Origin of the sequence: Mesorhizobium sp. LCM 4576 (genome assembly GCF_001854815.1) — a bacterium.
GTDB classification, from domain to species: Bacteria; Pseudomonadota; Alphaproteobacteria; order Rhizobiales; family Rhizobiaceae; genus Mesorhizobium; species Mesorhizobium plurifarium.
In genome coordinates, this window is record NZ_MDDT01000016.1 from 14,996 (window position 1) to 35,453 (window position 20,458).

The 20,458-nt window shown below is 64.0% G+C and carries 20 protein-coding genes and 1 tRNA gene; 8 read left to right on the forward strand and 13 right to left on the reverse strand.

Annotated elements, in window-relative coordinates; translation table 11 throughout:
- Nucleotides 1-6 precede the first annotated feature (6 nt).
- From LCM4576_RS07800 to LCM4576_RS07835, 8 genes are all read right to left on the reverse strand, one after another.
- Entirely contained in the window at nt 7-579 is a 573-nt protein-coding gene (locus LCM4576_RS07800; RefSeq protein WP_071031523.1) for a cysteine hydrolase family protein, read from the reverse strand.
- A 36-nt stretch (nt 580-615) separates the two neighbouring features.
- Entirely contained in the window at nt 616-1,500 is an 885-nt protein-coding gene (locus tag LCM4576_RS07805; RefSeq protein ID WP_071031525.1) for an MBL fold metallo-hydrolase, read from the reverse strand.
- Nucleotides 1,497-2,570, reverse strand: a complete 1,074-nt coding sequence (locus LCM4576_RS07810) for a branched-chain amino acid ABC transporter permease (protein ID WP_071031527.1) — start codon at nt 2,568-2,570, stop codon at nt 1,497-1,499. Before LCM4576_RS07810 ends, LCM4576_RS07805 begins: the two co-directional genes overlap by 4 nt.
- Nucleotides 2,570-3,457, reverse strand: coding sequence for a branched-chain amino acid ABC transporter permease (locus LCM4576_RS07815; protein ID WP_071031528.1), 888 nt, complete (start codon nt 3,455-3,457; stop codon nt 2,570-2,572). Before LCM4576_RS07815 ends, LCM4576_RS07810 begins: the two co-directional genes overlap by 1 nt.
- Complete coding sequence (locus LCM4576_RS07820; RefSeq protein WP_116397905.1) at nt 3,454-4,218, reverse strand: ABC transporter ATP-binding protein; 765 nt, start codon at nt 4,216-4,218, stop codon at nt 3,454-3,456. Before LCM4576_RS07820 ends, LCM4576_RS07815 begins: the two co-directional genes overlap by 4 nt.
- Nucleotides 4,215-4,934: an ABC transporter ATP-binding protein gene (locus LCM4576_RS07825; protein WP_071031530.1), complete on the reverse strand. Its 720-nt coding sequence runs from the start codon at nt 4,932-4,934 to the stop codon at nt 4,215-4,217. Before LCM4576_RS07825 ends, LCM4576_RS07820 begins: the two co-directional genes overlap by 4 nt.
- Nucleotides 4,935-4,964: 30 nt before the next feature.
- A complete protein-coding gene (locus LCM4576_RS07830) occupies nt 4,965-6,038 on the reverse strand; it encodes an ABC transporter substrate-binding protein (protein ID WP_157901203.1) in 1,074 nt (357 codons plus the stop codon).
- 232 nt (nt 6,039-6,270) lie between these two features.
- Nucleotides 6,271-7,473: an MFS transporter gene (locus LCM4576_RS07835; protein WP_071031534.1), complete on the reverse strand. Its 1,203-nt coding sequence runs from the start codon at nt 7,471-7,473 to the stop codon at nt 6,271-6,273.
- Between the two features lie 285 nt (nt 7,474-7,758).
- On the opposite strand from LCM4576_RS07835, the gene LCM4576_RS07840 reads away from it, so the two are divergent.
- Both LCM4576_RS07840 and LCM4576_RS07845 read left to right on the forward strand, forming a co-directional pair.
- Nucleotides 7,759-8,760: a heparan-alpha-glucosaminide N-acetyltransferase gene (locus LCM4576_RS07840; RefSeq protein ID WP_071031537.1), complete on the forward strand. Its 1,002-nt coding sequence runs from the start codon at nt 7,759-7,761 to the stop codon at nt 8,758-8,760.
- Nucleotides 8,757-9,236 carry an isoprenylcysteine carboxylmethyltransferase family protein gene (locus tag LCM4576_RS07845; RefSeq protein ID WP_071031539.1) on the forward strand — a complete coding sequence of 160 codons (480 nt, stop codon included), beginning with the start codon at nt 8,757-8,759 and terminating at the stop codon, nt 9,234-9,236. The genes LCM4576_RS07840 and LCM4576_RS07845 overlap by 4 nt, the downstream gene beginning before the upstream one ends.
- Before the next feature lie 324 nt (nt 9,237-9,560).
- On the opposite strand, the gene LCM4576_RS07850 is transcribed toward LCM4576_RS07845, so the two are convergent.
- Nucleotides 9,561-9,947: a MerR family DNA-binding transcriptional regulator gene (locus tag LCM4576_RS07850; protein ID WP_071031540.1), complete on the reverse strand. Its 387-nt coding sequence runs from the start codon at nt 9,945-9,947 to the stop codon at nt 9,561-9,563.
- A gap of 143 nt (nt 9,948-10,090) precedes the next feature.
- Nucleotides 10,091-11,509, reverse strand: a complete 1,419-nt coding sequence (gene mgtE, locus LCM4576_RS07855) for a magnesium transporter (protein ID WP_071031730.1) — start codon at nt 11,507-11,509, stop codon at nt 10,091-10,093.
- Nucleotides 11,510-11,869: 360 nt separating this feature from the next.
- Here mgtE and LCM4576_RS07860 point away from each other — a divergent pair, with 360 nt between their 5' ends.
- The 5 genes from LCM4576_RS07860 (at nt 11,870) to sucD (ending at nt 16,946) form a co-directional block, all read left to right on the forward strand.
- Complete coding sequence (locus LCM4576_RS07860; protein WP_073985920.1) at nt 11,870-12,541, forward strand: response regulator transcription factor; 672 nt, start codon at nt 11,870-11,872, stop codon at nt 12,539-12,541.
- Nucleotides 12,542-12,663: 122 nt separating this feature from the next.
- Complete coding sequence (locus tag LCM4576_RS07865; protein WP_071031542.1) at nt 12,664-13,854, forward strand: aminotransferase class V-fold PLP-dependent enzyme; 1,191 nt, start codon at nt 12,664-12,666, stop codon at nt 13,852-13,854.
- 10 nt (nt 13,855-13,864) lie between these two features.
- Nucleotides 13,865-14,827: a CoA ester lyase gene (locus LCM4576_RS07870; RefSeq protein WP_071031544.1), complete on the forward strand. Its 963-nt coding sequence runs from the start codon at nt 13,865-13,867 to the stop codon at nt 14,825-14,827.
- Between the two features lie 18 nt (nt 14,828-14,845).
- Nucleotides 14,846-16,033 (forward strand): malate--CoA ligase subunit beta, encoded by a 1,188-nt coding sequence (locus LCM4576_RS07875; RefSeq protein WP_071031546.1) that lies wholly within the window; start codon nt 14,846-14,848, stop codon nt 16,031-16,033.
- Between the two features lie 13 nt (nt 16,034-16,046).
- Nucleotides 16,047-16,946 (forward strand): succinate--CoA ligase subunit alpha, encoded by a 900-nt coding sequence (gene sucD / locus LCM4576_RS07880; RefSeq protein WP_071031548.1) that lies wholly within the window; start codon nt 16,047-16,049, stop codon nt 16,944-16,946.
- Between the two features lie 104 nt (nt 16,947-17,050).
- Here the strand turns inward: sucD and LCM4576_RS37480 are convergent, their stop codons facing one another.
- Both LCM4576_RS37480 and LCM4576_RS07890 read right to left on the reverse strand, forming a co-directional pair.
- Entirely contained in the window at nt 17,051-17,527 is a 477-nt protein-coding gene (locus LCM4576_RS37480) for a CatB-related O-acetyltransferase (protein WP_083361349.1), read from the reverse strand.
- A 263-nt stretch (nt 17,528-17,790) separates the two neighbouring features.
- Nucleotides 17,791-17,875, reverse strand: a tRNA-Leu gene (locus tag LCM4576_RS07890).
- A gap of 236 nt (nt 17,876-18,111) precedes the next feature.
- Here LCM4576_RS07890 and lipB point away from each other — a divergent pair.
- Complete coding sequence (lipB, locus tag LCM4576_RS07895; protein WP_071031552.1) at nt 18,112-18,855, forward strand: lipoyl(octanoyl) transferase LipB; 744 nt, start codon at nt 18,112-18,114, stop codon at nt 18,853-18,855.
- A 7-nt stretch (nt 18,856-18,862) separates the two neighbouring features.
- On the opposite strand, the gene LCM4576_RS07900 is transcribed toward lipB, so the two are convergent.
- A complete protein-coding gene (locus LCM4576_RS07900; RefSeq protein WP_071031554.1) occupies nt 18,863-20,113 on the reverse strand; it encodes an SRPBCC family protein in 1,251 nt (416 codons plus the stop codon).
- Nucleotides 20,114-20,458 lie beyond the last annotated feature (345 nt).

Sequence of the window (20,458 nt, forward strand, 5' to 3'; positions counted from 1 at the left end):
CAGGCCTCACAATTCCATCTCGTTGAGCGTGACGACTTCGGCGAGCATTGCCATCGCCGCAAAGGAGGCCTGCGCGGCCGCGTTGTTGGCGGAGCCGCAGCAGTCACGCACCATGGTGACGACATAACCAAGATCGGCGGCATGCCTGACGGTGTGCTCGACCGAGTATTGCGTGGCCAGGCCTGCGACGGCGACATGGGTGACGGCGCGTTCGCGCAGGATATCCTCGAGGCCGGTGCCCTGGAAAGCGTTGTTGCAGGTGTGGATCAACGTTACGTCGCCCGACGCCGGCTCGAAGCCCCGCATGGGCGCTGCGCCCCACGTGCCACGCTTCAGCGCACCGAACTCGCCCGCCGCCCTGAACAGCGGGGCGTTGCGCAACAGATCCGAATAGTCCGGCTGGAAGGCTATGTGCACATGGGCCACCAGCCAGCCCGCTTCGCGGGCGCGGGAGATCAGCGCTCGTGRCCTGTCGAGGAACAGGTCAGGGGCCGGCCCCGAGCGATCGACGGCGAAGGGGATCAACCCCTCCGGATGGCAGATGTCGTTCTGAAAGTGCAAGGCGATCAGCGCCTTCATCGCTCCATCCTCATACCGTCGCTGGCGAAGCCCGCCTCAAGCCTTCGCGGCGAAATAGCGTATGGCGAAATCGATCCATTCCGGCGCGTCCCAGGTGGGATGCTGGGCGCGCACCCGAGGGCCGAGGGTGGCGACAATCTCGTCCGCGCCCTTGCCGGCCTTCAACTCGGCGGCGACGCGCGATCCGAGGTCGAGCATATAGCCGCGCRCGGCCGACAGGATCTCGACGCCGCCGACCGAGCCATGACCGGGAACGACGATTTTAGGCCCTTTCGCCTCGATCGCAGCGAGCACGGACGCCCAGTTGTCGGCATCGATGTCCGCATCGTCAGGGGGGAACCAGGGGAAGATAGGGAAAATGCGCTCCTCGGCGAGATCACCGACGAAGACGACGCCTGCGTCGTCGACGCTTACGACCTGGTCGCCCCTGGTATGCGCGAGGCCGTATGTGCTGAGGGTCACCCCGCGGCCGCCAAGATCGATCGTCTTTGACGGCCCCTCGTAGACCTCGTCCGGCATGACGAGCGCGGTGCCTTCGAGCGCGGCGGCGACGCCGGGACCAAAGCCGCGGAACATGCCAAGATAAGCAGCCCCCTTTGCGGCCAGTTCGTCACGCTGAGCGCTGTTGTAGAGGATGGTTGCCGCGCCCTTGAAGGCCTGGGCGCCGAAACCATGCTCGGGATGGAAATGCGTGAGCGTCAAGATGAGTTTTCGGTCGCCTGCAAGGCGCCTCGCGACATCCAGGACCCTGCAGCCATTCTCCGGCCCCATGCCGGTATCGACAACGAGCGCGGCGTCCTTGCCGAGCACGATGCCGATATTGGGCACCAGCGGCACGCGACGATCGCCGATGACGTAAACGCCTGGCGCGACCTCCGTCGTTTCGTTGGGATCGACCTCGGGCGGCAGATTATCGGTCATTGCAGTTTCCTCGACTGGATTTCCGGAGCGGCGACAGATGACCGGAACGGCCACGAAATCTCCCGGCCGCCGGCTATGCCGTCCGGGCGGAAGAGAATGATGAGGAGCATCAGCAGCGCCAGAAGCACGTCGCCGAGCCCGCCCGGAGCGGCGAAAGTCGTCGTTCCGATCGTGACGCCGACCTCGGCCTGGCGCATCAGCTCGGTGAGCGCGGTAATGACGATCGCCCCGGCAACCGCGCCGGTCAGGCTTCGCATGCCGCCGATCACCAGCATGGCGATGATGAGGAAGGTTAAGTCGAGGTAGAAGGTCTCGACCCTGACCGTGCCGAGGAAATGAGCAAGCAGCACGCCGGCGATGCCGGAGAGGAACGCGCTGACGACGAAGGCCGCGAGCCGATGCAAAACCATGTGGACGCCGGAGGCTATGGCGGCGACCTCGTCCTCGCGTGAGGCCCTGAGCAGCAGGCCAGAGCGCGATTCCTGGTGTAGGAAGGCGACGACGATCGCGGCGACCGCCCAGCCGGCGGCGGTCCACAGGCCGACATAGATCGGCAATCCCATCAGCGAGTTCTGGCCGCCGGTCACCGAGGTCCAGTTGCCGAGCACGACATAGGTCACGACCAGGATGGCGAAAGTGGCGATGCTCGCGGAAATGCCGGAAAGGCGCATCAGTGGAAAGCCGGCGACYAGCGCGACGAGAGCGGCGGATGCTCCGCCCGCCAGCGCGCCGGCCAGCAYGGGCCATTCGGCGGCGGCAAGCAAGGCGGGCAGATCGGGCAGGAAGACGCTCTTCGCGGCCGCCGGCATGGTCACCAGGGCAGAGACATAGGCGCCGATCGCCATGAACGCGACATTGCCGAAGGAGAGCACGCCGGAATTGCCGACGAAGACATAGAGCCCGACCACCGCGACGAGGTTGATGAGCCCCTGGGTGATGCGCCTCTGCATGACGATCGGTGCGAATTCGGCCGCGCCGGCAAGCGCAAGTACCACGATGATCGGGGCGACGAGTGGAAGCCAGCGGCGGCCGGCGCTCTCGCTTGCGGCAACGGTGGGAAGCGTGGTCATCAGATGCGCCCCGCGAGGCCACGTGCCGGGATCAGGCCTTGCGGCCGGAAGATCAGCACGACAGCGACGGCCAGGAAAAGGAAGGCTTCGCGAAAGACGCGCAGCTCGGGTGGCAGCAACGCCTCCAGCAGGATCGTGGCAACACCGACGAGAAATCCGCCAAAGGCGGCGCCTGGAAGGCTGCCCAGCCCGCCAATGACGGTGCCGACAAAGGCAATGATGACCAGTTGCAGCCCCATGCGCGGTTGCACTAGCCCGGTCTGGGCGACGAACAGGCAAGCGACCGCCGCGGCGAGCAACCCGCTGATGGCGAAAGCGGAGGCGATGACGCGATTGGCGCGGATGCCGAGCACCTCTGCCATGCGGAAGTTCTCGGCGGCAGCACGCATTTCGAGGCCGAGTCGGGTCGATTTCAAGAACCAGGTCGTCGCCACCAGGAGCAAGACGCTGACAAGGATTGTGACGAGTTGGAGAAGCTGCAGCCTGACGCCCGCGACCTCGACCTGGCCCGCGAGCATCGGCAGGAAGTCCACGCCCTTCGGCCGGGAACCGACCAGCATGATCATCACCTTCTCGATAAGGAAATTGACCGCAAAGGAGGCAATCAGCAGTGTCGCCGGGTCGGCGCCGCGCAAGGGGCGGAAGGCCATGCGCTCGACGAGAAGGGCCAGCAGCACCGCGCCGCCGACGGCACCGAGCACCGCAAGCACCACTGATTGGGCGAAGAAGAGGAGCACAGCGTAGCCCGCGATCATGATGAGCTGCGCGTGCGCGAAGTTGATGAGGCGCATCACCCCGAAGATAAGGCCGATGCCGAGCGCGGTGAGCGCATAGAGCCCTCCGACACTGACCGCGTCGACAAGAACCTGGATTKCCTGCCCGATCATRCCATTCCCGCTTTCGCCATGGCGACGCCAAAATAGGCCGCATCGAAAGCCTCGTGGCGCTCGATCTCCGCCGGCGTGCCGGTAAGAGTGAAAGTCCCACGGCTCATGACGCAGGCGCGGTCGGCAAGCGCAAAGGCGCGCGCCGCGTTCTGCTCGACCAGAAGCAGCGACACGCCCTGGCTGCGTATCTGGCGCAAGATGTCGTAGACCTTGTCGACGATGTTGGGCGCAAGCCCAAGCGAGGGTTCGTCTAGCATCAGCAGGCGCGGCCTGGAGAGCATCGCGCGGGCTATGGCCAGCATCTGCTGCTCGCCGCCGGAAAGCTGGCCTGCCGGCTGATCGCGGCGCTCGCCGAGGATCGGGAAGTCGGTAAACACACGGTCGATGTCGGCGGAGACCGACGCGTCGCATCTCGGCGTTGTGCCGAGGCGGAGATTCTCCATCACGGTCAGGCTGCCGAAGATGTTGCGCCCCTCGGGAACCAGTGCGATGCCCTGGCGCACGACATCGGAAAGCGCGATGCCGGCGAGCGGCTTGGCGGCAATGCGGATCGAGCCGGCCGAGGGGCGGACGATGCCTGCGATTGCCGACAGGAGCGAGGTCTTGCCGGCGCCATTCGGTCCGACGATGGCAACGGCTTCACCGGCATCGACGGCCAGGTCGACGCCTTGCACGGCGGCGATAGCGCCATACCGGATGACCAGACCGCTAAGTTCGACCAGCCGTCCGCCCGGCGACGTGAGATAGGGAGTTGCTTTCATGCGGCGGCGCGGCCCAGATAAGCGGTGCGCACGGCCGGATCGGCCATGATCTCGTCGGGCTGTCCTGACGCGATCGTTTTGCCGCCGCCCAGCACATGGATGCGGTYGCAGAGGCTCATCACCAGCGCCATGTTGTGTTCGATGACAAGGATGCCGCAGCCGTAGCGGTCRCGGATCGAAAGGATCGCGCGCTTCAGTTCCTCGGCTTCCGCCGCCGCCAGTCCGGCCGCAGGTTCATCGAGCAAAAGGAAACGCGGCGCGAGCGCCAGCGCGCGCGCCAGGCCGGCTCGGCGCTCCTCGCCGTAGCTCAGCGCGCTCGCCGGCTGTGCCGCGCGATGGAGGAGGTCGAAATCAGCTAGCAGCGTGCGTACCCGCCGTCTCGCTTCTGCGCGGCCGACACCGCACGCGACAAGGCCAACCTCGACATTCTCGGAGACAGTGAGCCCCCGGAAGAGCCGCACCGCCTGAAAGCTGCGCACGATGCCGGCGCGAGCGAAGGCGCGCGGTCTGCGCCCCGTCATGTCGCGGCCGGCCAGCGTGATCGCACCTGAGTGCGGCCGCTGGAAGCCAGACAACATATTGACCAGCGTGGTCTTGCCGGCGCCGTTCGGCCCGATCAGGCCAAGCACCTCGCCGGGCGCGATGGCGAGCGACACATCGTCATTCGCCACCAGCCCGCCAAAGCGGACAGACACGCGTTCGGCCGCGAGTTTCAAGGCTCTCGCCTCCCAATCCGGGCAATATTGTCAGAACTGCGGGAACTTCTCGACCGAGAAACGACCCTCGGCGGCGAACTTCCCGTTTTGCACGCCGATTATCGCCATCGGGCGCGTCGTCTCGATATGGCGGTCGGCGGTCCAGGTCGTCGGGCCGAGAACCAGTGGCTCCTTGTCGAAGGTATTGAGCACCGCGGCCACCTTGTCGCCATCGAGCGAGCCCGCCTTGTTGGCCGCCTTCGCCCAGGCCTGGACTGCGGAATAGCCGCGCAGACCATAAGAGACATCAGCCTTCTTGCCGTATTTCTTCTCGAAGCGCTCGAAGAAGGCGTTTACGTCGGGGTCGGGATCGTCGCCATATTTGGAGCCGTAGTTCACGACGTAGAAGTTGCTGAGGCCGGGAACGCTGCCGATCCAGTAGTCACCGTCCATGGACTCCCCGGWCATCACTGCGGCTTCGATGCCGGYCGCTCGCATCTGGCGGATAGCGCTCGGTCCGCCCGGTGCATAGGAGCAGAGGAAGACAAGGTCCGGTTTCTCCGCAAGACCGGTAATGCGGGTCACCTGCGCGGCGATGGAGGCGTCGCCATTGAGGAAAGTATCCTGGCCRAGCAAACCTTCAGCGCCGGCTATTTCCTTCCAGCGCTCGGCGAAGCTCCCGCAAAGCGACTTGGTGTAGGAAATGGTGTTGTCGAGCAGCACATAGGCCTTCTTCCARCCCTTCTTGTTGTAAGCCCATTCCGCCATCAATGCGCCCTGCGCCTGGCCGGCATTGGAGACGGAGTAGGCAAGCGGGCCGATGCCCTGCACGCCGAACTTCGGGTCCGACGCCGCCGAGAAGGCAACGACATTCTTCTGCTGCGCGACGAACGCGCCCGGCGCGCCGAAATCGAAGTCCGACGGAAAAAGGATCGCCTTGGCGCCTTTGTCGATCACGTCGATCGCTCCGTCGGCGCCGAGTTGCGGCTCCGATTTGTTGTCGAACTCGACGGTCTCGATCGGCTGTCCCAGCACGCCGCCGGCCGCATTGATGTCATCGACGGCCAGCTTGGCACCGGCAATCGTGTCCGCATCGATCGGCTGGAACCAGCCGCTGAAGGACATCACCAAACCAAAGACCGGTTTGTCCTGCGCTCGGGCGGAAGACGACACGACAGATAGAGCAGTCGCAACGCACGCTGCTGTCAGCAATGCACGCCTGGTCATATGAAGCTCCTGTGTTCCCCATTCATTGTTAGACGCAGGTGCGAAACGCCCCCTGCATCAAAACAGAATGCTATTCACTTTTGCGCGGACTGCAAGAGGGGATGACGTCGGGGCTGAAGCCGGTCGCCGATTAAAACGCCTTCGGCAGATAGCGCCAAGTGACGAAGCCGCAGAAGGCGGCCAGGATGCCGAGCGTGACGAACACCGATCCCAGCCCGAAGAAGGTAAGCACGACCGAATAGACGAGCGGCGGCGTCAGCTCGGAGAAATCGAGATAGGTGCGGTAGACCGCCGCCATCTGCGCCTTCTCGTAAGAACGCACCGAGCGCATGAAGGCGGTCGAGCCGAGCGCGTCGAGCGCGATGGTGAACAAGGCGCCGCAGAGCAGCAGCGCGCCGGTGAGCAGCGGCGCGGCCTCGCCGACGCCGCCTGCGGCGAACAGCACGGCCGACATGGCGAAATAGGCGAAAGTCATGACGCGCCTTCCACCGAAGCGTTTGCCGGCCCTGCCCCAGAAGATCGCCACGAAGAGGAGCGCGTTGCCGGCCGAAACCAGCAAGCCGCCGGCGAGCTCGCCMTGGCCGGTGATCACCATGAACAGCGGGCCGTAAACGAAGAAGGTCGTCCAGAAGCAGGACCGACCGAAAGCGATCAGCCAGGCAAGCCTGAGCCTCGGTTGCTTCACGAAGCGGCCGATATTGGCGAGCGGATTGGCCGGGCGCGTCTTGCCGCCAGGCCGGATCGACCGGTTGTCGCTCAGCCGATAGAACCAGAACAGGCAAAGCAGCGCGAACGCAAACACCGCGACCGCGCCATGCGCGGCATAGATGCCGAAATGTGTGTAGAGGAAGATGCCGAGCGTCGGCCCGCCCGTCCAGGCAAACATCGACCAAGCCATGCGCAGCGATTCCGCCTGCATGAAGTCGGTCTTGCGGATGTGGTCCATGATGTAGAGGTTGAGCGTGATCGACAGCGCGCTCGCCCCCATGACGCGGCACAGCATGYCGGCAATCTGACCAGGCAGCGTATGGGTGACGAAGAACGCGGAGCCGATCGCCAGCAGCACGCAGCCGGCCGTGTAGACCCAGCGCCGCGCGAAGCGGCGGATCAGCATCGGCATGAAGAGCGTGACCGAAAGGCCCATCAGGGACACGATGGTGTAGAGGATCGAGACGATCCGCTCGTTGTGCAGGATCTCGTAGGCCTGGATCGGGATCACGCTGGAGATCGTGGCCCGGGCGAAGGATTCCACCGCATAGAGCGAGGCGAAGGTGCGGGCATCCGCCGGCCGCAGGGCCGGAAGCCAGATCGGATGGCGCACATGGGTGGACATCGGCCCTCCGGGACGTGAATCACAATGCATGTCGCCAGAAGTGTGCTGCGGTTCTGGGGCAACGACATGCATCCAAACTTTGTCAAATCTGGCCGGACCAGCCGCCGGCCAGTAGCAGGAAACCGACCCGGAGAGGCCGAAAAGCGAAGCCTGCCAAAGGCTTTCCGCCTCTGGCCTAAAGCGGAATTTCATGGCTGCCATGAAACGCATTGATGGCCGCCTGCTTATGTCGTCGGCTCGAACCGTGATAGTCGTTCGGCAGGACTGAATCGGATTGCGAGATCAATGAGCGTTCAAACGACCGGCGAACCCGTTCAGGACACCCAAAAGCAGGGCCGCATCCAGGCCATCGATATCCTGCGCGGCATCGCGCTGATCGCGATGGCGAGCTACCACTTCACCTGGGATCTCGAAAATTTCGGCTACACGACGCCCGCGCTCACCGCCTTCGGCTGGTGGAAGTTCTACGCGCGCTGCATTGCCTCGACCTTCCTGTTCCTGGTCGGCGTCAGCCTCTTCCTCGCCCATGGCAAGCAAATCCGCTGGCCGGGCTTCTGGAAGCGCTTCGCCATGGTCGCAGTCGCCGCGGCCGCTATCTCGGCCGTCACCTACATCGTCACGCCGGACGGTTTCATCTTCTTCGGCATCCTGCACGAGATCGCGCTGGCGAGCCTGCTCGGCCTCGCCTTTCTCAGGCTGCCCTGGCTGCTGACGGCGATCATTGCCGCGGCGGTCATTGCAGCCCCCTACTATCTGCGCTCGGAATTCTTCGACCATCCGGCGCTGTGGTGGGTCGGCCTTTCCGCGACCAACCCGCGGTCCAACGACTATGTGCCGCTTTTCCCGTGGTTTGGCGCCGTGCTTGCGGGCATCGCCGCGGTCAARCTCGCTTCCGCCACAGGCCTGCTCGCCCGCCTGGGGGCATGGCTGCCCGGCCGCTGGTCGAACCCGCTGACCTTCATCGGYCGGCACAGCCTCGCCTTCTACCTCATCCACCAGCCGCTTCTGTTCGGCTCGGTGTGGCTTTTCTCGCAGGTCATGCCCGCCGCCCCGCAGGACAAGGAAGCCGGCTTCCTGCCGGCTTGCCAGGCGCAGTGCGAACAGCAGCGGGACAGCAAGTTCTGTACGAGCTATTGTGGCTGCATGTTGGATACGCTGAAGGGCGAAGGGTCTCTCGACAAGCTCTACGCCAACGACCAGTCCAGCGTCTGGAAATCGCATCTGGCCGACCTCGCGGAAACCTGCACCGCCGCGACCGAGGACCAGGTGGAGGGAGGGCAGCAATGACGGGCATCGTGAAGCCCAGACACGGGATCATTCCCTGGCCGCCGGTGATCTATGTCGTGGCGATTGCGGCGAGCGTCGCCMTCGGCATACTCTACCCGCTGCCCTGGATCGGCGACATCTTCGGCGATCTGTTGTTCGGCGTCGGCTGGGTGGCGCTGTTCGGCGTCGCCATGCTGTGGATCACCGCGATCCGCACCATGTTCAGGGCCAAGACGACGCTCGACCCCAACGCCGAGCCCGATCATCTGGTGACGTCGGGCCCCTTCGGCATCACCCGCAATCCGATGTATCTCGCCAACACSCTGCTTTTGATCGGCGTCGCCTTCATCACCGGCATCGCCTGGTTCCTGCTCTTTGCCTTCCTCGCCGCTTTCGCCACGCAAAAGCTGGCGATCGAGAAGGAGGAAAAGATCCTGGCGGCGAAGTTCGGCAAGAAATACCGCGACTATGCAAAAAGGGTGCGGCGCTGGATTTGAGGCGGCTGCCGCGATGACGGCTGCTTGGTGTGATCAGACCGCACACCTCGGCGATTGGCAGGGGCATCCGCGACTTCGTCATTCTAGGGCGGAGCAAGGAGCGAAGCGACGCGCGCAGACCCTAGAATCCATTCCGTGACGTCAAGGCGTCGCCACGGTGCAGAATTCTACTCCGTTGCATTCGTCGGCTAAGGTCACGGAATGGATCCTCGGGTCTCCGCGTCCGCTTCGCTCCCGCTCCGCCCGTGGATGACGAAGCTGAGAGGCACCGGCTAATCTCGAACGTCTGCGATAGTTGCCCTGCAAGTCTCCGGCTCATCGCGCCTAGGTATTCACACCCAGCTCAGCCAGCCGCTCCACGCACGACTCCTCGGCCTGGTCGAGCTCGGCCAGCGTCTCTTCCAGATCACSCCGCTTCTGGCGCAGGTCCTCGCGCTTTTCCTCGATGCGTTTGATCATCAGCTTGAGCTGGCCGACCTCGCCGGGCGGCTCCTTGTACATCTGGATGATCTCGCGGATCTCGTTGATCGAGAAGCCGAGCCTTTTTCCCCRCATGATCTGACGGATGAGATGCCTGTCGGACGGCCGAAACAACCGCGTGCGGCCGCGCCTCACAGGCTGCACCAGCCCCTCGTCCTCGTAAAAACGCAACGTCCGCGTCGACACGTCGAACTCACGCGTCAGCTCGGTGATCGTATAATATTCCCGCATTCCTRCTCCCAAGCCCGGGCATCGCCTCCTTAAGCGTCGCCCTTCCCTCCGGTGATACCCATGCAGCGCCGGAATCGGCACGTGACCCCGCGGCAACCTCGCACGGCATTTACGTAAAAGTCAATTAACGCGGCCGTGGTGATTTAGGGCACTCTAAACCACCATGTCGCCAGTCCGAGGAAGGCAAAGAAGCCGACGCAGTCCGTAACCGTCGTGACGAAGACCGCCGAGGCCACAGCCGGATCGATCTTGAAACGGTCGAGCACCAGCGGGATGAGGATGCCGGCAAGCGCGGCGGCAAACATGTTGATGATCATTGCCGCCGCGATGATGCCCCCCAGATTGGGGTCGTGGAACCAGAAGCCCGCGACCATGCCGATCAGCACCGCGAACACCATGCCGTTGATGAAGCCGACACCCAACTCGCGGCGGATGATGCGCGCGGCGTTGTAGATATCGAGGTCCCTGGTCGCCAGCGCGCGCACGGTGACGGTCATGGTTTGCGAGCCGGCATTGCCGCCCATGCCGGCGACGATCGGCATCAGCACCGCCAGCGCCACGATATGCTCGATCGTGCGGTCGAACAGGCCGATGACCGAGGCGGCGAGGAAAGCGGTCAGCAGATTGACCAGCAGCCAGGGCACGCGCGAGCGCGAGGTGGCGAGCACCGTGTCGGACAGTTCTTCGTCGCCGACGCCGCCCATGCGCAGAAGGTCCTCCTCCGCCTCCTCCTGGATGACGTCGACCACGTCGTCGATGGTGAGCACGCCGACCAGCCGCCCGTTCTCGTCGACCACGGCGGCGGAGAGCAAATTGTATTGCTCGAACTCGCGGGCCGCCTCTTCCTGATCCATCGTGGCCGGGATCGCGTGCAAGGTTTCATGCATGACCTCCTCGACCTTGACCGCGCGTTTGGTGCGCAGGATCTGGTCGAGGTCGATGGCGCCGACCAGCTTGAAGCTCGGGTCGATGACGAAGATTTGGCTAAAGCGCTCGGGCAGGTTCTTGTCCTCGCGCATGTAGTCGATGGTCTGGCCGATGGTCCAGAACGGCGGCACGGCGACGAACTCGGTCTGCATGCGCCGGCCGGCCGTCTCTTCCGGATAGTCCAGCGCGCGTCTGAGCCTGATGCGCTCGGTGAAAGGCAATTGCGACAGGATCTCGTCCTGGTCTTCCTTCTCGAGGTCCTCGAGAATGTAGACGGCGTCGTCGGAATCGAGCTCCTGCACCGCTTGCGCGATCTGCTCGTTGGGTAGGTTATCGACGATGTCGAGGCGGATCGCCTCGTCGACCTCGGTCAGCGCGGAGAAGYCGAAATCTGAGCCGAGCAATTCGACCAGCGCGCGGCGCTGTTCAGGGTGAAGCGCCTCCAGCACGTCGCCGAGTTCCGACTGGTGCAGGTCATCGACTTCGCGCTTGAGGGTGATCGTGTCGCGGTCGGCGATCGCCGCGCCGATCTGGGCAAGGAAGGAGGCGCGTACGGCGCCATCCTCGCCATAGATGTCGGCGTGATGCTCCTCGCCGGGCGCGGCGCCGGTCGTCTGTCTGTCCTGGCCTTCCACCAGCGCCTCCCGCAACGAGGAATCCCGAAATGAGGTCTAGTGCATGATCCCGAAAAGGGGAAACCGCTTTTCGGGAAATCCAAACCCTGTTCGGTAGATAGCGCGGCAATGGGATTCGTCCTGGAAAGATGTCGCTCTAGCGCGCGGAATAGCCAAGGAAATGTGGCGTTGTCTTCGCCTCGCGACCACTCAGGAACAGTGCGGCGCATCCGAGTCGCAGGCGTGACAATCGCTTCAGCCGGCGCGACAGCGCATGTCGCTGGGGAAAGAGCACCCCTTCCCCATTGAGGCAGAATTGTCGTGATGGATGATCCAGCAGGATCAGCGCATCGCTAAACGCTCCGAGGACAAACGCTGCCCTTGAACATCAAGTCTGGAAAGACGAGCGGAGGAATTGCCGAGCGGCGCGTTCGCGTTGTCGTTGCCGAACGCAATCCATTCGTGGTTTCGGCGCTGCGCGAAATGCTCGAATGCGACGGCCGTTTCGATTTGCTCGGTTCCGTGCACAGCGGCGCGCAATTCCTCGATATGGCCGCCGCTACGCAGTTCGATGTCGCCGTCGTCGGCTGGAAGCTCGCCGACATGGATGGCGCCGATGTGCTTACGGAAGTTCAGAGCCGCGAGCTTGGCGTGCGCATCACGATCTTTTCCAACGACCACGACATCGGCATTCTCAAGCAATGCGTGCGCCTGGGCGCTCAAGGCTACTGCTTCCAGTTCGACGAGCCGCCTGTGATCTTCGAGACGATCCTGGCGGTCGCGCATGGCCGCATCTGCATTCCCTATATCGACATCAACAAGGTCAACGACACGCCGTTGTCCCGGCTCACCGTGCGCGAGCGGGAGTTGCTGGCGGTGCTCTCCGACGGATGGACCAATCTGCAGATCGCGACGCGGACCGGGATTTCCGAGAACACGGTGAAGTACCACCTGAAGAATCTCTACGACAAGCTGGACGTCCGCAACCGCGCCATGGCCGTCGCGCTCTATTCCAGCGAGAAACAACGCACGCCCAAATCGCCCGTCGGGTAGGCTGATCGGGTAGGACCATCCCACCCGCAAGAGCAAACAACTTACCCGGCAAGGTGTTGTTGCCGGGCCTCGTCGAAACGAAACTGCCTCCACTATCCCAAACGATCGGAGGAGTTTCGCRCATGGCTGGGTTCACGCATCTTTTCATCCCGGGRCCCACCAACATTCMCGAGCAAGTCCGGCAGGCGATGAACCTGCCGATGGAGGATATGCGCGCCGCCTCCTTCCCCGACCTGACCTTGCCGCTGTTCGATGACATCAAGCGAGTTTTCAAGAACGAGACCGGCCGTGTCTTGATCTATCCCTCCTCCGGCACCGGCGCYTGGGAAGCGGCGATGACGAATGTGCTCAGCCCCGGCGACAAGGTGCTCATGTCGCGCTTCGGCCAGTTCTCGCATCTGTGGGTCGACATGGCCGAGCGTCTTGGCTTCGATGTCGACGTCATCGACTGCGAATGGGGCACGGGCGTTCCGCTCGAGCTCTATGCAGAGCGGCTGAAAGCCGACAAGGCGCACCTCATCAAGGCGGTGTTCTGCACGCAGAACGAAACCGCGACAGGCGTCACCAGCGACGTCGCCGGCTGCCGCGCCGCGCTCGATGCTGCCAACCATCCTGCCCTCCTCTTCGTCGATGGCGTCTCCTCGATCGGCTCGATCGACTTCCGGCAGGAGGAATGGGGCGTCGACTGCGCCGTCTCCGGCTCGCAAAAAGGCTTCATGCTGCCGGCCGGCCTCGGCTTCCTGTCGGTCAGCAAGAAGGCGCTTGCCGCCGCGCGGGTTTCGACGCACCGGCGCTGCTACTTCTCCTTCGAAGACATGATCCGCGCCAACGATGCCGGCTATTTCCCCTACACGCCGGCGACGCAGCTGCTGCGCGGCCTGCGCGCCTCGCTCGACCTGATCGAGGAGGAAGGGCTGGACAACATCTTCGCGYGCCATCATCGACTGGCCGAAGGCGTGCGCAAGGCGGTCGACGCCTGGGGTCTGAAACTCTGCGCCAGGGCGCCGAAATGGCATTCCGATACGGTCAGCGCCATCCTGGTGCCGGAGGGCATCGACAGCGGCGACGTCGTCAAGCGCGCCTACCAGGCCTACAAGACATCGCTCGGCGGCGGCCTCAACAAGGTGTTCGGCAAGGTCTTCCGCATCGGCCATCTCGGCTGGCTGAACGAGGTGATGGTCTGCGCCTCGCTGTCGGCGRCCGAAATGGCGTTGCTCGATTGCGGCGTGCGCCTGGCGCCGGGTTCGGGCGTGGCCGCGGCGATCGAGCATTTCCGCCGCACGGCCGACGTGCCTGTCRCCAAGGCTGCGTGAGGAGCCGACCATGAGCCACACCATCAACCATCTGAAGAAACTGCGGCTGCAGCGCAGCGAGCTCGCCGTGYCGGGTTCGAGCCCGGAGATGATCGACAAGGCGGCGAACAGTGCCGCCGACTTCGTCTTCCTCGACATCGAGGACGCGGTGGCGCCGCCCGACAAGGAGCGCGCCCGCAAGAACATCATCCAGGCGCTGAACGACATCGACTGGCGCGCCAAGGGCAAGACCGTCTCGGTGCGCATCAACGGCCTCGACACCCACTACATGTACCGCGACGTCGTCGACGTCATGGAACAGGCCGGCGACCGGCTGGACACCATACTGGTGCCGAAGGTCGGCGTGCCGGCCGACCTCTATATGGTCGAGGCCATGGTCAACCAGATCGAGATGGCCAAGGGTTTCCAGACCCGCGTCGGCCTCGAAGCCTTGATCGAAACGGCGTTGGGCATGGCCAATGTCGAGGCGATCGCCGCCACGCCGGGCCGGCTCGAAGCGATGCATTTCGGCGTCGCCGACTATGCCGCCTCCAACAAGGCGCGCACCGTCAACATCGGTGGGCTCAACCCCGATTATCCCGGCGACCAATGGCATTTCGCCTTGTCGCGCATGACGGTCGCCTGCCGCGCCTATGGCCTGCGTGCCATCGACGGGCCGTTCGGCGATTTCTCCGATCCCGAARGCTACAAGGCGGCCGCCAGACGCGCCGCGGCGCTCGGCATCGAGGGTAAATGGGCGATCCATCCTTCGCAGATCGCTCTCGCCAACGACGTGTTCTCACCGCCGGAAAAGGAGGTTACCCGCGCGCGCCGCATCCTGGAGGTGCTGAAGGAAGYGGAAGCGGCCGGTAAGGGCGCCGCGGCGCTCGACGGCAAGATGATCGACGCTGCGTCGGAACGCATGGCGCGCAACGTGCTGGTGGTGAACGAGGCGATCGAGCGCGCTAGCCAGGTGCGTGGCGCGGCGCACTAAAAATACCGGGAGGACAAGATGGACATCCACGAATACCAGGCCAAGGAACTGCTCGCCCGCCACGGCGTGCACGTGCCGCGCGGTGGGCTGGCCTACAGCCCCGAACAAGCGACCTACCGTGCGCGCGAAATCGGCGGCTCGAAATGGGTGCTGAAGGCGCAGGTCCATTCTGGCGCGCGCGGCAAGGCCGGCGGCATCAAGCTCTGCTCGAACGACGAGGAGATTTCCAATGCGGCCGAAGCCATGCTCGGGCGCAAGCTGGTGACCCAGCAGACCGGCCCGCGCGGCAAGCTGATCTCGCGCCTCTATCTCGAGGAAGCCGTCGACATCGCGCAGGAGCTCTATCTCGGCTTCGTGCTCGACCGCAAGGAAGAGCGCGTCATGATCGTGGCATCGGCCGCCGGCGGCATGGAGATCGAGGAGATCGCCGAGACGGCGCCGGATTCGATCATCCGCGCCACCGTCGATCCGGGCGTCGGCATGCAGCGCTTCCAGGCGYGCGAGATCGCCTTCGGGCTCGGGCTCGAGGACAATCTGATCGGCAAGGCGACCGAAACCATCCTCGGCTGCTACCGGGTGTTCCGCGACTACGACGCCACGATGCTGGAGATCAATCCGCTGGTGGTGACGCGCGACGGCAGCCTCGTCGCGCTCGACGCCAAGATGTCGTTCGACGAGAACGCGCTGTTTCGGCGTCCGGAAATCTCCGAGCTGCGCGACAAGAGCCAGGAAGACCCGCGCGAGACTTTCGCCAGCGACCGCGGCCTCTCCTATGTCGGGCTCGACGGCAATATCGGCTGCATCATCAACGGCGCCGGTCTCGCCATGGCGACGATGGACATGATCAAGATCGCCGGCGGCGAGCCGGCCAATTTCCTCGACATCGGCGGCGGCGCCTCGCCGGAGCGGGTGGCGAAATCCTTCCGCGCCGTGCTTGGCGACAAGAATGTCGAGACCATCCTGGTCAACATCTTCGCCGGCATCAACCGCTGCGACTGGGTCGCCGAAGGTGTCATCAAGGCGATCCGCGAGGTCGGCGTCGACGTGCCGCTGGTGGTGCGCCTTTCCGGCACCAAGGTAGAGGAGGGCCGCAAGATCCTGGCCGATTCCGGCGAGAACGTGATCGTCGCCGACACGCTGGCCGAAGCCGCCGAAAAGGCTGTCGCCGCCTGGCGTGAAGCCGCCAAGAACAAAAAAGCAGCCTGAGGGAGGTCGAGAAATGGCAATCCTGCTCAACCGCAGCACGCGCGTGATCGTGCAAGGGTTCACCGGCAAGATCGGCAGCTTCCATGCCGACGACATGAAGCGCTACGGCACCAAGCTGGTCGGCGGCGTCACCCCCGGCAAGGGCGGCCAGACGCATCTCGGCCTGCCCGTCTTCAACACCGTCAAGGGTGCGGTGCGCGAGACCCGCGCCGAGGCGAGCATCGTCTTCGTGCCGCCGCCCTTCGCCGCCGATTCGATCATGGAGGCGGCGGATGCCGGCATAAAGCTCTGCGTCTGCATCACCGACGGCATCCCCTCGCAGGACATGATGCGGGTCAAGCGCTACATGCGCCGCTACCGCTTCGAGGACCGTATGYGGCTGGTCGGCCCGAACTGCGCCGGCGTCATCACGCCCGGACAAGCGCTGATGGGCATCATGCCGGGCAGCATCTATCTGCCTGGACGCGTCGGCATCGTCGGCCGCTCCGRCACGCTGGGTTACGAAGCCGCCTCGCAGATGAAGGCGCTGGGCATCGGCGTGTCGACCAGCGTCGGCATCGGCGGCGATCCCATCAACGGCTCGTCCTTCAAGGACATTCTGCAGCTCTTCGAGCGCGACGACGACACCGACGCCGTGGTGATGATCGGCGAGATCGGCGGCCCGCAGGAAGCCGAAGCCGCGATCTGGGCGCGCGACAATATGYGCAAACCGCTCATCGCCTACATCGCCGGYCTGTCCGCCCCGAAGGGCCGCCGCATGGGCCACRCCGGCGCAATCATCTCCGCCTTCGGCGAGTCGGCGCAGGAGAAGGTCGAGATCCTGAAGGAAGCCGGCGTCGCCATCGTGCCGACGCCTRCCTCCTTCGGCGAAGTGGTGGCGGATACGCTGGCGCGGACGAAGAAGGCTGCGTAGCGCGCCGATCGATACCGGCTACCCTTGTGTGGAAACCGCACAAGGGTCTGCGGCTGAGGATGCGTCGGCTTGGCTTGACCTCGACCAAGCGTATGTGGCCTTTGTCATTGCTGTCGCGGGGCCCTAAAATGGCGTGTCACGAAGACATCGATAGGGCCGGTCAGCGCTTCTGCTTCCCGTTTGATCTTGCCTTCGTCCCAGTCCCACCAACGAATGGTCAGCAGCTTTGAAATGACCTGGTCGTCGAAGCGATACTTGACGACTTTTGCCGGATTGCCTGTCGCAACAGCATAAGGCGGCACATCTCTTGCCACGACGGCATGAGCGCCAATGACTGCGCCATCGCCAATTTTCACTCCCGGCATAATGGCGGCGTTACGGCCGATCCATACATCGTGCCCAACGTGAATGCCTTTGCGCTTTCCAAGGCTTGCGGCCGGCGCCGGCTGTTTGAGAACGCAAAAGTGGATCGGGAAAGACGTCGCGCAGTCGTGAACGTGACCGCTTTTGCAGTAAAACTGTACGCCACTTRCGACTGAGCAATACGACCCGACGATCAGCGGAGCGTCCTCAGATGCCATCCAGACACTTTCGCCGGTCACACCGTAGGTGTAGCGTCCAACGGTAGCAAAGTCTGGTATTTTCGGCTTCAGGCCAAATAGGCCCTTCCYCCGAGCCCAGTTAGATAGTCTCGACATCAGTCCCCCCGGCTTGTTCGAATTCGTCCATAGCCGACGATTCTTCACAACCCAAGAGATTTCCCGAGTAGAGACTGAAACCAGAGCGATGAGAATAGCTTGGCATCATCGCCGCAAACTGGCGGCTTGATAACTCAAGGCTTGATTGGTGCGGTCGAGAAGACTCGAACTTCCACGGGTTGCCCCACAGCGACCTCAACGCTGCGCGTCTACCAATTCCGCCACGACCGCACGTGGTAGGAGCCGGAACCGTCCGGCCCGGGGCCTGTAGCAAATCGTTTCCGGCGAAACAAGTGCGCTGAGCGGAATATTCGTCGCTCATTTGCATAACCCCCTACAGGCCGGCGGCGCACGGCCGGAACTGGACGTTTCGGCCGATTGCCGCCATATAAGGGCAGACGCATGCCACCCAAAGGTGAAACGCGATTTTGGGATCGCGGCATGCATAGCCGATAAACGAACAATCCATGACAGAACGCAGCCAGATCGCCACGTCGTTCCTTCCTCTCCCCGGTTCGGCGCCGGTGGAATGGGTGATCGAACCGGGCCTGACGTCCTATCCGGACGCGCTGGCCTTCATGGAGGCGCGCGCCGAGGCGATCCGCAGCGGAGCTGCCGGCGAGATGGTCTGGCTGGTCGAGCATCCGCCGCTCTACACCGCCGGAACCAGCGCACGAATCGAGGACCTGATCGATCCCGACCGCTTTCCGGTCTTTGCCGCGGGCCGCGGCGGCGAATACACCTATCACGGTCCCGGCCAGCGCGTGGCCTATGTCATGCTCGACCTCAAGCGCCGGCGCGAGGATGTGCGCGCCTTCGTCGCGGCGCTTGAGCAATGGATCATCGCCACGCTCGCCGCCTTCAACGTGCGTGGCGAGCGGYGCGAGGACCGCGTCGGCGTCTGGGTGGTGCGGCCGGACCGACCGGCCCTGCCCGACGGCACGCCGGCCGAGGACAAGATYGCGGCAATCGGCATCCGGCTGCGGCGCTGGGTGAGCTTTCACGGCATCGCCATCAATGTCGAGCCGGACCTCGGCCATTTCAGCGGCATCGTGCCCTGCGGCGTCTCGGACCATGGCGTGACCAGCCTCGTCGATCTCGGCCTGCCCGTCACCATGGCCGACTTGGACCTGGCGCTAAAATCAGCCTTTGAGGATGTGTTCGGTCCCGCAGCCGTCCCGGCTGCCGAGATGGCCAGAAAAGCAGGCTAAGCCGTCCCTACATGAGCTGCGCTGAAGCCCACAGCATCCCATAGCCATGGATGGCAAAGACGGCGAGCAGCGCGCCGGCCATGGCCAGCCGGTCGAAGGTCTTGATCGGCTTCAGCTCGTGTCGCGGCTTCACGCCGCTGCCCACGGTGATCAGGCTCAGCATCGCGAACACCGCGCCGGCAATCAGCAGGAAGCTCGGTGAGAAACCGGCCCGCCAGYCGAGCGCCAGAAGCGACGACAAAAGCAGGAAGGACGCCAGCGCCAGTGGGACCGGTCCCGGGCAGATCTGGCGCAGCACCTGGCCGCCGTCGAATTTCCACACCGGCACCAGATTGGCGATGTTGAACAATGAAGCACAGCCGGCAAGCGTCGCCAAAAGGGCTGCTGCCAATCGATGGCCTTCTGTACTGGCAAGGCCGCTGGCCGCGATCAGCACCGGCACCAGGAAAGCGGAGAAGCCGGCGCCCATCAGCGCCACGAACGCCACCTCGAAGCGGCTGTCATAGGGCCTGCCGCCGATGGCAATGCCGCCGAGCAGCGGTATGAAGATCATCCGCGCCCGGCGATGCCCCGTCAGCCGGAAGGCCGCCATATGGCCGAGCTCGTGCAGGGCGACCACCGAGGTCAGGATCGCCGCCAGCGCCAAGCCGCCGATATTGAGGCCGAAGAACGGCCACAGGATCAGGGCCGAGAGCACGGCAAAGCCGATCTGGCTCAGCGGATGCTCGAACCAGCCGCCCTTGCGATACGTGCCGGTTGCCGCCCAGACGTCGAGCTTGCGCAGTTCGCGGCGCACGGCGAAGAAGCGGAAGACCAGGAAGGCAACGCCGCGATAGCGATCGGTCTGGGTAAGCGTGACCCGCGTGGCATTCCCCTCCGGCACGAGCTCGGCGGTCTCACGATAGTTCGCCCAGAACGAGGGATCGAGCGCCGTGTCCTCGATGACCGTCATCGAGAAGCGGCTGCCCTCGCTGACGTCCTCGAAGCGCGCTTTGCGTTCGATCGGCCGCCCGTCGCGGCCGTCCCAGGACAATCTGATCAGCGCCGTCCCGTCGCCGTCCAGGAGCTCGGCGGAAAGGATTTCGCCGGACCATCCGGCATCGCTGCCGAACGGCCATAGCGCCTGCCAGAGGCGATTGCGGTCGGCCTTGATCAGGCGGCTCGCCGTCACCGTACGCAGTCCGAGCGGTACAGTCATCAAAAGGAAGATCAGTCCGAGATTGCCGGCCACGAGGGTGACCGTGACGACGACCGACACCGAATTCGCTCCCTGTCTTGAAGGAACAGCCTAGCGCCGGCGCGGCCAAGAAAGACTTAACAACAATGGGCGGGCTTGTACCCGCCCGAACAACGGACGGGCATTTGCCCGTCCCGTACAGCGGCAAAGCCGCCTGGTCACATGGCGCCGATCCAGATCGCCATGGAAACGAGAAAGGTGCTCATGCAAACCAGCGAGACGACATCCTGAACCAGATCAGACATAACTCTCTCCGTTGTTGATATGTTCGTAATTTGTTCTAATTTTGTTCGAATGTCAACGATAGCGAAGGGCCCGTCGGAACGAATCTGGGCGGCGCGTTTGGGCAGGGTTAAGGAAAGGTTA